The sequence below is a fragment of the Streptomyces iakyrus genome (assembly GCF_000717055.1).
Classification (GTDB): Bacteria; Actinomycetota; Actinomycetes; order Streptomycetales; family Streptomycetaceae; genus Streptomyces; species Streptomyces iakyrus.
The window spans coordinates 1-13376 of the sequence record NZ_JNXI01000011.1; the positions used below are offsets into that span (position 1 = coordinate 1).

At 72.0% G+C, this 13376-nt stretch carries 11 protein-coding genes and 3 pseudogenes; 12 read left to right on the plus strand and 2 right to left on the minus strand.

Annotated elements, in window-relative coordinates; genetic code table 11:
* From OO68_RS17805 to OO68_RS17825, 5 genes and pseudogenes are all read left to right on the plus strand, one after another.
* Positions 1–616: pseudogene (locus OO68_RS17805) on the plus strand (alpha-1,4-glucan--maltose-1-phosphate maltosyltransferase); the annotation flags it as partial.
* Positions 613–1761 (plus strand): annotated as a pseudogene (locus OO68_RS42330) (alpha-amylase family glycosyl hydrolase). The pseudogenes OO68_RS17805 and OO68_RS42330, both read left to right, overlap by 4 nt.
* A 28-nt stretch (positions 1762–1789) precedes the next feature.
* Complete coding sequence (locus tag OO68_RS17815; protein ID WP_033309372.1) at positions 1790–3160, plus strand: maltokinase N-terminal cap-like domain-containing protein; 1371 nt, start codon at positions 1790–1792, stop codon at positions 3158–3160.
* A 3-nt stretch (positions 3161–3163) separates the two neighbouring features.
* Entirely contained in the window at positions 3164–5371 is a 2208-nt protein-coding gene (glgB, locus tag OO68_RS17820) for a 1,4-alpha-glucan branching protein GlgB (RefSeq protein ID WP_033309373.1), read from the plus strand.
* A 110-nt stretch (positions 5372–5481) separates the two neighbouring features.
* Positions 5482–6570 (plus strand): glutamate--cysteine ligase 2, encoded by a 1089-nt coding sequence (locus OO68_RS17825; RefSeq protein WP_033309374.1) that lies wholly within the window; start codon positions 5482–5484, stop codon positions 6568–6570.
* 28 nt (positions 6571–6598) lie between these two features.
* On the opposite strand, the gene OO68_RS17830 is transcribed toward OO68_RS17825, so the two are convergent.
* Positions 6599–6832 (minus strand): DUF6480 family protein, encoded by a 234-nt coding sequence (locus OO68_RS17830; protein WP_033309375.1) that lies wholly within the window; start codon positions 6830–6832, stop codon positions 6599–6601.
* Between the two features lie 151 nt (positions 6833–6983).
* On the opposite strand from OO68_RS17830, the gene OO68_RS17835 reads away from it, so the two are divergent.
* Entirely contained in the window at positions 6984–8882 is a 1899-nt protein-coding gene (locus OO68_RS17835) for an AMP-dependent synthetase/ligase (protein WP_033309376.1), read from the plus strand.
* Positions 8883–8999: 117 nt separating this feature from the next.
* The gene (locus OO68_RS17840) at positions 9000–9434 is read left to right on the plus strand and encodes an ATP-binding protein (protein ID WP_033309377.1); all 435 of its coding nucleotides are present in this window, start codon (positions 9000–9002) and stop codon (positions 9432–9434) included.
* 46 nt (positions 9435–9480) lie between these two features.
* Here the strand turns inward: OO68_RS17840 and OO68_RS17845 are convergent, their stop codons facing one another.
* A complete protein-coding gene (locus OO68_RS17845; protein ID WP_051814704.1) occupies positions 9481–9888 on the minus strand; it encodes a hypothetical protein in 408 nt (135 codons plus the stop codon).
* Between the two features lie 309 nt (positions 9889–10197).
* On the opposite strand from OO68_RS17845, the gene OO68_RS17850 reads away from it, so the two are divergent.
* The 5 genes and pseudogenes from OO68_RS17850 to OO68_RS17870 form a co-directional block, all read left to right on the plus strand.
* Positions 10198–10599 (plus strand): STAS domain-containing protein, encoded by a 402-nt coding sequence (locus OO68_RS17850; protein WP_033309379.1) that lies wholly within the window; start codon positions 10198–10200, stop codon positions 10597–10599.
* Between the two features lie 264 nt (positions 10600–10863).
* Positions 10864–11751, plus strand: coding sequence for an STAS domain-containing protein (locus tag OO68_RS17855; protein ID WP_033309380.1), 888 nt, complete (start codon positions 10864–10866; stop codon positions 11749–11751).
* On the plus strand, positions 11748–12167 hold the full coding sequence (locus OO68_RS17860; protein WP_033309381.1) for an STAS domain-containing protein: 420 nt from the start codon (positions 11748–11750) through the stop codon (positions 12165–12167). Before OO68_RS17855 ends, OO68_RS17860 begins: the two co-directional genes overlap by 4 nt.
* Positions 12167–12607 carry an anti-sigma regulatory factor gene (locus OO68_RS17865; protein WP_033309382.1) on the plus strand — a complete coding sequence of 147 codons (441 nt, stop codon included), beginning with the start codon at positions 12167–12169 and terminating at the stop codon, positions 12605–12607. Before OO68_RS17860 ends, OO68_RS17865 begins: the two co-directional genes overlap by 1 nt.
* Positions 12607–13080 (plus strand): annotated as a pseudogene (locus OO68_RS17870) (anti-sigma regulatory factor); the annotation flags it as partial. The gene OO68_RS17865 and the pseudogene OO68_RS17870, both read left to right, overlap by 1 nt.
* Between the last annotated feature and the right edge of the window lie 296 nt (positions 13081–13376).

A 13376-nucleotide genomic window follows, 5' to 3' on the forward strand; every position in this document is an offset into this window, starting at 1 on the left:
GAACTTCTTCGCCAACACCCCCGACATCCTGCACGCCTACCTCCAGCACGGCGGCCGGCCCGCCTTCGAGGTCCGGGCCGTGCTCGCGGCGACCCTCTCGCCCACCTGGGGCATCTACTCCGGCTACGAGCTGTGTGAGAACACCCCGCTGAAGGAGGGCAGCGAGGAGTACCTGGACTCGGAGAAGTACCAGCTCAGGCACCGTGACTGGGACGCCGCCGAACGCGAGGGCCGCACCATCACCCCGCTGCTCACCCGGCTCAACACCATGCGGCGGGAGCACCCCGCGCTGCACCGGCTCAGGAACCTCCGCTTCCACCACACCGACAACGACGCGCTCATCGCGTACAGCAAGCGCAGCGGATCCGATGCCGTCCTGGTGGTCGCGAACCTCGACCCGCACCACGCCCAGGAGGCCACGGTCTCGCTGGACATGCCGCAACTCGGCCTGGACTGGCACGAGCCGGTGCCGGTGCGCGACGAGCTCACCGGCGAGACCTATCGCTGGGGGCGCAACAACTACGTGCGGTTGGAGCCGGGGCGGGCTCCCGCGCACGTCTTCCACGTCCAGTCCCCGCCCGCCGCGCACGCGATCGGAGGGGCAGGAACGTCATGACCGTGAACGAGCCCGTACCGGACACCTTCGAGGACACTCCCGCACGGGACAGGGACCCCGACTGGTTCAAACGCGCCGTCTTCTACGAGGTGCTCGTCCGCTCGTTCCAGGACAGCGACGGCGACGGCGTCGGCGACCTCAAGGGCCTCACCTCCAAGCTCGACTACCTCCAGTGGCTCGGCGTCGACTGCCTGTGGCTGCCGCCGTTCTTCAAGTCCCCGCTGCGCGACGGCGGCTACGACGTCTCCGACTACCTGGGCATCGACGGGTTCCGGCTGGACGCGGTCCCCTATCTCTACGCGGCCGAGGACACCAACTGCGAGAACCTGCCCGCCACACACGCGTTCCTCAAACGGGTCCGGCGCGAGATCGACGCCCTGTACCCGGACACGGTGCTGCTGGCGGAGGCCAACCAGTGGCCCGAGGACGTCGTCGACTACTTCGGCGACTACCCGAGCGGCGGCGACGAGTGCCACATGGCGCAACCACGACGAGCTCACGCTCGAAATGGTCACCGACGAAGAGCGCGACTACATGTGGGCCGAGTACGCCAAGGACCCCCGCATGCGCGCCTCGCTCCCCTGCTGGACAACGACCGCCACACCATCGAGCTGTTCACCGCGCTGCTGCTGTCGCTGCCCGGCTCGCCGATCCTGTACTACGGCGACGAGATCGGCATGGGCGACAACATCTGGCTCGGCGACCGGGACGCGGTGCGCACGCGCCTCTGCCTCCCGGCGATCATGGACCCGGTCTACGGCCACCAGGTGACCAACGTCGAGGCGTCGATGTCGTCGCCGTCGTCGCTGCTGCACTGGACCCGCCGCATGATCGAGATCCGCAAGCAGAACCCCGCCTTCGGACTCGGCTCGTACACCGAACTGCCCTCTTCCAATCCCGCGGTGCTGGCGTTCCTGCGGGAGTACGAGGACGACCTGGTGCTGTGCGTCAACAACTTCGCGCGGTTCGCGCAGCCCACCGAGCTGGACCTGCGCGAGTTCGCGGGGCGGCACCCGGTGGAGCTGTTCGGCGGGGTCCGCTTCCCCGCCATCGGCGAGCTGCCCTATCTGCTGACCCTCGGGGGCCACGGCTTCTACTGGTTCCGGCTCACTCGAGTCGCATCCCGCATCGGCCGGCGACTGTGAGCCTGCGCCGAGAGAAGGAGGCGTGACCATGCCGAAGACCGCATCCCTCCGCCCGGGCCCGGCGCGTCTGGCCGAGCCCATGGAGTCGCTCGGCGGGCTGCTGCGCGACTGGCTGCCCCGGCAGCGCTGGTTCGCGGGCAAGGACCGGCCCGTCACGGAGCTCGGCCTGCTGTCGATGACCGAGCTCTTCCCGGGCTGCCTGCATCTGCTGGTCCACGCCGGTCACGCCGGCCACACGGGCGTGCCCTCGCCCGGTGGCGCTCCTCCGGCGGGCGACTGCTACCAACTGCTGCTCGGCGTACGGGAGCATCCGGCGCCGCGGCTCGGGCGGGCGCTCATCGGGCGGGTGCAGGAGGGGCCGCTGGCCGGGCTGACGGTCTACGACGCGCTGCACGACCCCCGTTCGGCCCAGCTCCTGCTGGACCGGCTGCGGCACCCGGGTTCCGCGGGCCCCCTGCGCTTCGACTGCGACCCGGATCACCAGGTGCCCGCGGGGCTGGTGCCGCGGCTGCTGGACGCCGAGCAGTCCAACTCCTCTCTGGTGTACGGCGACGAGTACATCCTGAAGGTCTTCCGGCGCATCCAGCCGGGTGTCAACCCGGACCTGGAGGTGCCGGGCGCGCTGGCCCGCCAGGGCTGCCACCGTGTCCCCGCGCCCGTGGCCTGGTTCCAGACGAAGCATCCGTTCAAGGCCACCCTCGGCGTGCTCCAGCCGTATCTGCGGGACGCCTCCGACGGCTGGACGCTGGGGCTGAACGCGCTGGCCTCCGGGGACGACTTCACCGTCCAGGCCCGGGCGCTGGGCGCGGCCACGGCCGAGGTGCACCTGGCGCTGGCGTCGGCGTTCCCCGTCGGCGGGCCCGGGGAGAACGGGCAGACGGCGGCCGCGATGATCGACCGGCTGGACGCCGCCGCGCACTGCGTGCCCGCGCTGCAGCCGTTCGTGCCGGGCCTGCGGACCGCGTTCGCCGCGCTCGCCGGCTGCGACCCGGGGCCGCCCGCCCAGCGCATCCACGGCGATCTGCACCTGGGCCAGGTGCTGCGGGCCGGGCGCGAGTGGTTCGTCATCGACTTCGAGGGCGAGCCGTCCCGGCCGCTCTCCGAACGGCGCAGCGCCCACTCCCCGGTGCGGGACATCGCCGGGATGCTGCGTTCCTTCGACTACGCCGCCCGGCAGCGCCGCCCCTGGCGCCCGGAGTGGGCCCGCCGCTGCCGCGAGGCCTACTGCGCGGGCTACGCCGCCCGCGCCGGCTGGGACCCCCGCAAGAAGCACGGACTGCTCCGCGCCTATGAGACGGACCGGGCCGTGTACGAGGTGCTGTACGAGGCACGGCACCGCCCCGACTGGCTGCCTGTACCGATGGCGGCGATCGAGCGCCTCGCCGTGAGAGGAGACTGAGCCGTGGCCCTGCGCGACACCTCAATCCCGGAGCCGTCCGGCCCGGTCCCGGGCACGACCGCGCCCGCCTTGAGCCCCGAGGACCGCGGGCGCCTGCTGGCGGGTGCCCACCACGATCCGCACGCGCTGCTGGGCGCCCACCCGGTCCCGGCCGGGATCGTGTTCCGGGCGCTGCGCCCCTTCGCCCGCTCCGTGAGCGTCGTGACCGACGGCAGGCGCACCGCCCTCGTCTCCGAGGGTGACGGCCTCTTCTCGGGCGTGCTGCCGCTGGACGCGGTCCCCGCGTACACGCTGCACGTGGCGTACGAGGAGGGCGAGCAGGAGACGCCCGACCCGTACCGCTTCCTGCCCGCGCTCGGCGAGCTCGACCTGCACCTGATCCGGGAGGGCCGGCACGAGCAGCTGTGGCAGGCGCTCGGCGCGCAGCCCATGACCCACGAGGGCGTCGAGGGCACCCGGTTCACCGTGTGGGCGCCGAACGCCCAGGGCGTGCGGGTGGCCACGGACTTCACCCACTGGGACGGGACGCAGTTCCCGATGCGGTCCCTGGGCGCCTCGGGCGTGTGGGAGCTGTTCCTGCCGGGTGTCGGCGAGGGCACCGCGTACAAGTTCGAGATCCACTCCCGGTACGGACACCGCTTCCTCAAGGCCGACCCGATGGCCCGGCGCTGCGAGGAGCCGCCCAACACGGCCTCCATCGTGACGGCCTCGCACTACGAGTGGGGTGACGGCGCGTGGATGGCGCACCGCGCCGACACCCCGGTGCACGAGGCGCCGTTCTCGGTGTACGAGGTGCACCTGGCGTCGTGGCGGCCGGGGCTGACGTACCGGCAGCTCGCGGAGGAGCTCCCGGCGTACGTGAAGGACATGGGTTTCACCCACGTCGAGCTGATGCCGGTCGCCGAGCATCCCTTCCACGGTTCCTGGGGCTATCAGGTCACCGGGTTCTACGCGCCGACGTCCCGGCTCGGCACACCGGACGACTTCCGGTTCTTCGTCGACGCCTGCCACCGGGCCGGCATCGGTGTGATCATGGACTGGGTGCCGGCGCATTTCCCGAAGGACGACTGGGCGCTGGCCCGGTTCGACGGGGAGCCGCTGTACGAGCCCGGTGACGACCGGCGTGCGGAGCACCCGGACTGGGGCACGTACGAGTTCGACTTCGGCCGCACCGAGGTGCGCAACTTCCTGGTCGCGAACGCCGTGTACTGGTGCGAGGAGTTCCACATCGACGGCCTGCGCGTGGACGCCGTCGCATCCATGCTCTACCTCGACTACTCGCGCGAGGACGGCCAGTGGGAGCCGAACGCCTACGGCGGCCGGGAGGACCTGGCCGCCATGGGATTCCTGCAGGAGATGAACGCGACCGTGTACCGGCGGGCCCCGGGCGTGGTCACGATCGCGGAGGAGTCCACCGCCTGGGGCGGGGTGACCCGGCCGACCGACGCCGGCGGGCTCGGCTTCGGGCTGAAGTGGAACATGGGCTGGATGCACGATTCGCTGGAGTACATCGCGCACGAGCCGGTGCACCGCAAGTACCACCACCACGAGATGACGTTCTCGATGGTGTACGCCTACAGCGAGAACTACGTCCTGCCGATCTCCCACGACGAGGTCGTGCACGGCAAGCAGGCGCTGGTGTCGAAGATGCCCGGCGACTGGTGGCAGCGGCGGGCCACCCACCGGGCCTACCTCGGCTTCATGTGGGGCCACCCGGGCAAGCAACTGCTTTTCATGGGGCAGGAGTTCGCGCAGGGCGCCGAGTGGTCGGTGGAGCACGGCCCGGAGTGGTGGCTGCTCGACGACGGCTACCACTCCGCGGGCGACCACCGGGGCGTGCGCGATCTGGTGCGCGACCTGAACGCGGCTTACCGGGCGACTCCGGCGCTGTGGCAGTGCGACACCCGCCCGGAGGGCTTCCGGTGGGTGGCGGTGGACTCGGCGGACGACAACGTCTTCGCGTTCCTGCGCTACGACGCCGAGAGCAGGCCGCTGCTGGCGGTGTCGAACTTCTCCCCCGTCGTCCGGCAGGACTACGGCCTGTGGGTGCCGGGGGACGTCGTCGCCTGGGAGGAGCGCCTCAACACCGACGACACGCGTTACGGCGGCAGCGGTGTCACCAACCCGGATCCGGTCAAACCGGAGGAGGGCCACGTGCGGGTCACGCTGCCTCCGCTGGCCACGGTGTGGCTGACGCCGTCCGCCGGGTGAAGTCCCGCCGTCCCACCAGGTGTCCTCCCCGCTGAGAGGGGCACTGGAGGTCGTACCACCGGGAGCACCCGGCGGTACGACGCGGCAGGGCACAGAAGGGCGGGCATCAGGTGCGCACCGTGGGAGTGGAGGAGGAACTCCTCCTGGTCGATCCGGAGACCGGGGAACCGCGGGCGCTGTCCGCAGCGGTGCTCGCCCGGGCGGAGAAGAACGGCGCGGATCAGGACGTGTTCGAGAAGGAACTCCACGAGCAGATGCTGGAGTTCGCCACGCATCCGCAGTCGTCCATGGAGAGCCTGCGCGCGGAGATCGTCCGCTGCCGTACGGAGGCGGCGCAGCACGCGGAGGAGATCGGCTGCACTGTGGCGGCGCTCGCCACCTCACCGCTGCCGGTCAGCCCCGCCGTCGGCTTCGGCCGGCGCTACCAGTGGATGGCGGACCAGTACGGCATCGCCACCCGGGAGCAGCTCGTCATGGGCTGCCACGTGCACGTGTCGGTCGAGTCCGACGAGGAGGGCGTCGCGGTCGTCGACCGGCTGCGGCCCTGGCTCCCGGTGCTGCGGGCGATCAGCGCGAACTCGCCGTTCTGGCAGGGCAAGGACACCGGCTACAACAGCTACCGCAGCCGGGTGTGGCTGCGCTGGCCGTCGGCCGGGCCGACCGAGATCTTCGGCTCGGCCGAGCGGTACCACCGTCTGATCGCCGACATGGTGGCCACCGGGGCGCTCCTCGACGACGGGATGATCTACTTCGACGCGCGGCTGTCGCAGCGGTACCCGACCGTGGAGCTGCGCGTCTCGGACGTCTGTCTGCACTCCGGCACGGCCGTGCTGATCGCCACGCTGGTCCGGGGGCTGGTCGAGACCGCCGCGCGTGAGTGGCGAGCCGGCTGTGAGCCGCTCGACCACAGTGTCAGTCTGCTGCGGCTGGCCGACTGGCGGGCGGCCCGGTCCGGACTCGCGGGCGAGCTGCTGCACCCCGCGACCATGCGGCGGATGCCCGCCGAGGCCGTCGTCCGCGCCCTGCTGGACCACGTGGAGGAGGCCCTCGACGGTACGGGCGACCTGGCGCGGGCCGAGGCCGCCTGTGACGAGCTGCTGCGGGAGGGCAACGGGGCTCAGGTGCAGCGCGCGCTGATGGAGCGCACGGGGAGTCTGCGGGACGTCGTCACGGAGTGCGTCCGCCGTACGCAGGCGTGAGGCGTCCCGGCATGCCCGGACGGTGGGTTCAGAGGATCAGGACGAGGGCGTAGGCCAGGAAGAACGCCGCGATCAGCACGGTGACGACGATGATCACGGTCAGCGGGGCCTTGGCCCAGCCCTTGGTGGGGTTGTGGGTCCCGCGGGGCAGCGTCTCCGGCATGCTGCTCTCCGCGGGCGGGGTCTCGCCCGGCGGTACACCGCCGCCGGGTTCCAGACCTGGGGTGCGTTCGGGTTCGGGATCGGGGCTGATGTGAGTCATGCCGTCCGGGTCCCCCGATCACGCCGGGATCATCAGCGGGTCCAGTTCCGTATTTTCCGACCCCGAAGGGTCTCGACTCGACTACATTCGAGCACCGCCGATGACGGTACCCGTCGGCAATGTCACACCCCGTACACGTCAGGAGCAGTGCATGCGCGACCTCGCCCTCGCTCCCCGGGCCGTGGCGCCCCTGACCGGCGGGCTCGCCGACAGCGTCTTCGAGACGGCGGACCGCGAACCGACCCGGCCGATGCTCGCCCGCCGGGCCGACCCCGCCTCCACGGCCTGGGAGGAGGTGACGGCGATCGAGCTGCGCGACGAGGTGGTGGACGCCGCCAAGGGGCTGATCGCCTCGGGGATCGCACCGGGCCATCGTGTGGCGATCATGGCGCGCACCCGGTTCGAGTGGACGATCCTGTGCTATGCGCTGTGGTCCGTGGGCGCCGAGGTCGTCCCGGTCTACCCGACGGCGTCACGCGACCAAGTGGAGTGGATCCTGCGGGACGCGGGCTGTGTGGCCGTGGTCGTCGAGGACGAGCAGGGCGTGATGACCGTCGGCTCGGTGTGCGCGTCGCTGCCGCTGCTGCGTCACGTCTGGCAGCTGGACGCGGGCGCCCTGGCGGACCTGGCGGCGCGTGGCGAGCTGATCCCGCTCGCCACGGTCGACTCGATGCGCCGCATCGTCCTGCCGGACTCCACGGCCGTCATCGCCTACACCTCCGGCACCTCCGGCCGGGCCATGGGCTGCGCGCTCAGCCACCGCAACCTCGCCGGCCCCTGCGACACGCTGCTGGCGGGCTGGGGGCACACGGCGGCGCCGCGCGGGGAGCAGGGCTCCGTGCTCGCGTTCCTGCCCTTCTCCCATGTGTACGGGCTGATGATCCAGGGGCTGTGCGTGCGCGGCGGGCTGTTGATGGGGCACCAGGCCGATCTGAGCGGGGAGGCGCTGTCCGCGGCGCTGCGGTCGTTCCGGCCCACGTACCTCTACGCGGTTCCGTCGGTCCTGGAGAAGATCTACAAGAACTTCCTGCGCACCGCCCAGCAGGGCGGCCACGGCGCCCTCTTCGAGCGGGCCGCCGAGACCGCCCGGGACTTCGCCGCGGCCCTGGAGCGCCAGCGGCTGGGCCGCGGCCGCGGGCCCGGCTTCGACCTGCGGCTCCAGCACGCGCTGTACGAGCGCACGGTGTACCGCAGGCTGCGGGCCGCGCTGGGCGGACGGGTGCGGCGGGCGACGTCGGGCGGTTCCCCCCTCAGCCGCGAGCTGTCCCTCTTCTACGAGGGCATCGGCATCTACGTGCACGACGGGTACGGCCTGACGGAGACCGCGGGCGGGGTGACGATGCAGCCGCTCGGCCGGGAGAAGTCCGGGACGGTCGGGCAGGCCCTGCCCGGCATGGAGATCCAGGTGGCCGAGGACGGGGAGATCCTGGTGCGGGGACCCTCGGTGTTCCAGGGCTACGTGGGCGACCAGGCCGCCACCCGGGCCGCCCTGCGCGGCGGGTGGCTCGCCACCGGCGACCTCGGGCAGCTGGACACGGAGGGCTACCTGACGATCACCGGCCGCAAGAAGGACATCATCATCACCAGCAGCGGCAAGAGCGTCGCCCCGCTGGCACTGGAGCAGCGGCTGCGGATGCACCCGCTCATCCACCAGGCGGTGGTGGTCGGCGACAACCGGCCCTGTGTCGGTGCCCTGATCACGCTGGACCCGGAGTTTCTGGCGCACTGGCGGGCCGGGCTGGCGCTCCAGGGCGAGATGCGGGAGGCCCGGGAGGAGAACGCGCTGCGGGAGGAGGTCGCGCGGGCCGTGGCCGCGGCCAACAGCGTCGTGTCGCCGTCGGAGTCGATCCGGGTGTTCCGGATTCTGCCGGAGTCGTTCGACGTGACCAACGGGCTGCTCACGCCGTCGATGAAGCTGCGCCGGGACGAGATCGTGCGCCACTACGCTTCCGAGATCGAGGCGATGTACCAGTCACGGAGGCGTCCCGGGCGGCCGAGCGCCCCGCAGGAACCGTCGAACTGGGACGAATCCGACAACGTGTTCCGGTGAGCGTGTGGCCGGACGCGTAGGCCCCGTCCGCTCGGGAACACGCAACAGTGGCGACGCAAGAGAAAGGACGACAGCCCTGACGACAGCCCTAGCTGACGCCCGGGCCGGAAAGGCGATATGTCAACCGAGCCGCGTGGGGACGACGCCCTGACCTCCGAGGAGATCCCGAGCCGCACGAACAGCTTCGTGGGCGAGCCGCATGACGTGACAGGCGCGCGGCTGGCCGCGGAGGAGTTCCTGCGTGATCTGGCACGCTCCTCCCCGCCCTCTGCACCCGAGTACTGGGACGACATCCTGCTGGTGGTGACGGAACTGGCCGCCAACGCCGTCCAGTACGCCCCGGGCCCGTTCGCGCTGCGCATGCGCCGGACGTTCGACGGGGTGCATGTGGTCCTGCACGACACCAGCACCACCGAGCCCGCCCCTCGCCCCTTCGATCCGCGCAGCGGCGGCGGGGGCATCGGCTGGCATCTGATCCACACGCTGTGCGACCAGGTCAGCGTGGTGGCCGACGACCGGGGCAAGGACGTGCACGTGTTCATGCCCTGGTGAGCCGGAGCGTCACGGGCGCGCCGCGCCCGTGACCGGCTCGGACGGCTCAGACCGCGGCCGTCTCGCGTGGCGGCAGCCGGTCGTAGTAGTCACCCACGGCCCGCAGGTACTCCCGGTCCCTGGTCTCGCTGTCGGTCTGGAATCGTGGCGCCGCCTTGGTGTCCCCCCTGCTGCACGCCAGAGTGACCTTCCTCTCCGCCATGTCGATGCCGGTGACGACCCCGGCCGGTACCAGGACACTGCGGCCGAACACCCAGACGCCGGTGTCGACGACCAGGTGCCGCATGTCGTGCGGGGCGGCCTCCCGGTCCACGTGCCCGATCGTGCCGTCGGTCGCGGCGACGGCGAAGCCGGTCAGGTCCTGCCCTTCCGTGTGACCGCTGTCCGGCGCGTACGACCAGATTCTGTCGATGGCCACGCTGCCCCATCCTCCCTGGCGATGTGCGGATCGCATCTTCTCCGGCGGGCGCCTCGCGCCCGCCCCGTCCCACAGCAGCAATTACCCTTCTGCCGCAAGCGCATTCGGCGCACATGCCTGCTACCGCGCGCGACTTCCGGCGGCCGGTCCCGGCGATGTTCCACCGAGGAGGCATGGAGGACGGGTTCCGGGGTAATCGCGGGTGCGCGGTGACATCCGAGTCCGTGGGTGAAGGGAGGCGCATGAGCAACGGAATTCGAGTCCGGAGAACGACCGGGATCCCCTCGCACCGCGGTCATCCCCAGAGGTGACCAGCCCAGGCCGTAGTACTTGTTGGAGGTATCCGTGCCCCTCGCCCAGAACCCGCTGTCCGTGGAAGTCGAACTGCCCCGGGAGGACGTGGCCCTGATCACGGTCGACGGCTACCTGGACGTCGACACCGCGACCGAGTTCCAGGCCCATCTGGCCAACCAACTCCACCACGGCCGACGGCACTTCCTGCTCGACCTGTCGTCCGTCCCCTTCATGGACTCGTCCGGGATGAACATCATCCTGCGGGTGTACCAGGAGACCCGTAAGACCGAGGGCAGCGTGCACGTCATCAGCCCGGCACCGGCCGTGCGGCGCATCCTCGACCTGACCGGCGTCAGCATCACCGTGCCGATATCGGAGAGCGTCGACGAGGCCCTGACCCGTGTCGACGAAGGGCCGCAGCAGCCCGCGGAGCCGGAGGAGCCGAACGTCTGACGGTCCGGAGGCCCCAAGGGCAGGGCGCCGGCGAAGGCCGGTGGCCCGGTGCCCCCGCTCCGCCCTGCCCGGACGACGGCTCGCCCTTCGCACGCCGCTGACGGCGGCTCCAACCGCCGTTTCCCTGAACCGGATCGCTTGCGCCGGAGCAGGTGTCGTGCGAGGTCGGCGCATGGTTAGAGTTGTCGCCCGGCAAGTGTCACATCGCCGTCTCGTTGCCAGAAGCGGGCTCGGCCGACGCAACGCGGATGAGGAGAGAACCAGGTGCCGGAGCACGAAGCGGACGGACAGCTCGCCACGCCCAGCCACGAGGTGAGGGACTTCCTGCACCGCCGGCGTGAGCAGATCGCCCAGCGGTGGGCGGACGAGCCTTTGTTCCGCACCGTGTTCACCGTCTCGCGCGACGAGGCGGTGGAAGCGGGCAAGGCCGTCGTGGACGCGCTGGCCCAGGTGGCCGACTCGGAGCAGGTGGAGGACCCGGACGCCGCGGGATTCAGCGGTGTGCGCGAGCAGCTGGCCCGGATGGGTGCGGCACGCTCCCGGGCCGGGCTGTCCAACACCCAGGTCTCCAGCGAGCTGGCCGCCCTGCGGCCGCCCGTGGAGAATCTGCTGGCGGCCGACCTGGAGCAGGCCCCTGCCGAGCACCTGCTGGCCTGTTCGACCGCGCTGACGGTGCTGATGGGCACCCTGCGGCTGGTTGCCATGCAGACGGCGCTCAGCGAGTGGCAGGCGCTCAGCGACCGGCAGCGGATGCAGCTGATGGAGGTCGCCACGCCCGTGATCCGGCTGTGGGACGGCATCGTGGCCGTGCCGCTCATCGGGACGCTCGACAGCGCCCGCAGCCAGATCGTGATGGAGACGCTGCTGAACGCCGTCGTGGAGCAGCACGCGCGGTTCGCGATCCTCGACATCACCGGGGTGCCGACGGTCGACTCGCTGGTGGCGCAGCACCTGATGAAGACGGTCGCCGCGGCGCGGCTCATGGGCGCCGAGTGCATCGTCTCGGGCATCCGCCCCGCCATCGCTCAGACCATCGTGCATCTCGGACTGGACCTGGACGTGATCACGCGTGCGAACCTCGCCGACGCGCTGGGGTACGCGCTGCACCAGCTCGGCGCGGACATCGTGAACCCGGGTGCGGGTCAGCGGTGAACGACGCCCACCCCCGTCCCGTGACCGGCCACGTGCCGGTCCTCCGGCTCGGCGACGTCCTGCTCGTCACGCTCCAGGGGGACCTGCACGACAGCACGGCGCAGCAGCTTCAGCAGGACCTCGCCGAGACCATCTCCCGTACCGGGGTGCGCGGGGTCCTCATCGACATCTCCGGAGTGGAGATCGTCGACTCCTTCCTCGGCCGGGTGCTGGCCGAGATCGCCGCGCAGGCCAAGCTGCTGGCCGCGCGCACCGTGGTGGCCGGTATGCGTCCGGCGGTCGCCATCACCCTGGTCGAGCTGGGGCTGTCCCTGCCGGGGCTGAGCACCGCGCTCAGCACCGAGGCGGGCATGGAGCTCCTCGCGCAGCAGGCCCCGGTGCGCCGTCCCGGCGGCCCGCGTCAGGAGAGTCCGTGATGCACACCGCCGCGGGCGTGGAGGCCTGCTTGCCCATCCGGTCGGACATGGACCTGGTGTGGGTGCGACAGCACGTGCGGCAGGCCGCCGCCCGGCTCGGCTTCGGCCTGGTGGACCAGACCAAGCTCGTCACCGCGGCCAGCGAGCTGGCCCGCAACACCCTGGTGCACGGCGGCGGCGGACAGATGCAGGCGACGCAGGTCGGCACCGCGGGTGCGCAGGGGCTGCGGCTGGCCTTCACCGACGAGGGGCCGGGCATCGCCGACCTGGACCTGGCGCTGAGCGACGGCTATACCTCCGGCGGCGGTCTGGGTATGGGGCTGAGCGGCGCGCGGCGCCTGGTGCACGACTTCGACATCGACACCACACCGGGGTCGGGCACCACGGTGCGGGTGACCTGCTGGGTGGGCCGGCCGCCACGTCCGCGCGAGGAGGTCTGATGCCGCGGGTGTGGGACGTGCCGGTGCGCGACGCGACCCGGGTGCGCGACGCGCGGGTCGCCGCGGAGGGCGCGGCCGCACTGGCCGGGCTGGACGAGCGGCGGACGGCTGCGGCCGCGCTGGTCGCGACCGAGCTGGCCACGAACCTGCTGAAGCACGCCGAGGGCGGTCAGGTGCTCATCGACGTCGTCGCCCCGCCCGTGCTGCGGGAGGGCCGGGAGGGGTCCAGGGTGGTGCAGATCGCCGCGATCGACCACGGCCCGGGCATCCATGACGTCCCCGCGGCGCTGCGCGACGGCTTCACCACGACCGGCTCGCTCGGCGCGGGCCTCGGCACGTGCCTGCGCCTCTCCGACGACTTCGCCCTGCACAGTGTCCCCGGCCGCGGCACGGTCGCGGTGGCCCGCGTGAGTGCGGCGCCCCGGGCCGGTGAGGCACCGGTGCCGCCCTCGGGCAGGGTGTCCGCCGGCGGACGGTGGCAGGGCGGCGAGCCGCCGTTCGGCGCGGTGGCCTGCGGCGGCCTGACGGGCCACGCGGCGGTCTCCGGCACCGCGCCGGGCTTCCCGGGACCGGGTCCGGCGACGGCAGGCCGTGCGCAGGAGACGGAGCCGGGGCTCCCCGGAGCACCGGTCCACGACCTCCCGGACGCCGGCACGCCGGAAGGCCGGCCCGGCCTCCGGGCTGCCCCGGCGGCCGCACCCGTTGCGGCAGGCGCCGCCGTGCCCGGCGACCAAGCCGGCCCTCCGGCCGACAGCGGGTCCACCGGCAG

Excerpts from the sequence above, each read along its gene's own strand:
- OO68_RS17830 (WP_033309375.1), bottom strand. The coding sequence starts at position 6,832 with ATGACTCACATCAGCCCCGATCCCGAACCCGAACGCACCCCAGGTCTG.
- OO68_RS17840 (WP_033309377.1), top strand. The coding sequence starts at position 9,000 with ATGTCAACCGAGCCGCGTGGGGACGACGCCCTGACCTCCGAGGAGATC.
- OO68_RS17835 (WP_033309376.1), top strand. The coding sequence starts at position 6,984 with ATGCGCGACCTCGCCCTCGCTCCCCGGGCCGTGGCGCCCCTGACCGGC.
- OO68_RS17845 (WP_051814704.1), bottom strand. The coding sequence starts at position 9,888 with ATGCGATCCGCACATCGCCAGGGAGGATGGGGCAGCGTGGCCATCGAC.
- OO68_RS17865 (WP_033309382.1), top strand. The coding sequence starts at position 12,167 with ATGCACACCGCCGCGGGCGTGGAGGCCTGCTTGCCCATCCGGTCGGAC.
- OO68_RS17815 (WP_033309372.1), top strand. The coding sequence starts at position 1,790 with ATGCCGAAGACCGCATCCCTCCGCCCGGGCCCGGCGCGTCTGGCCGAG.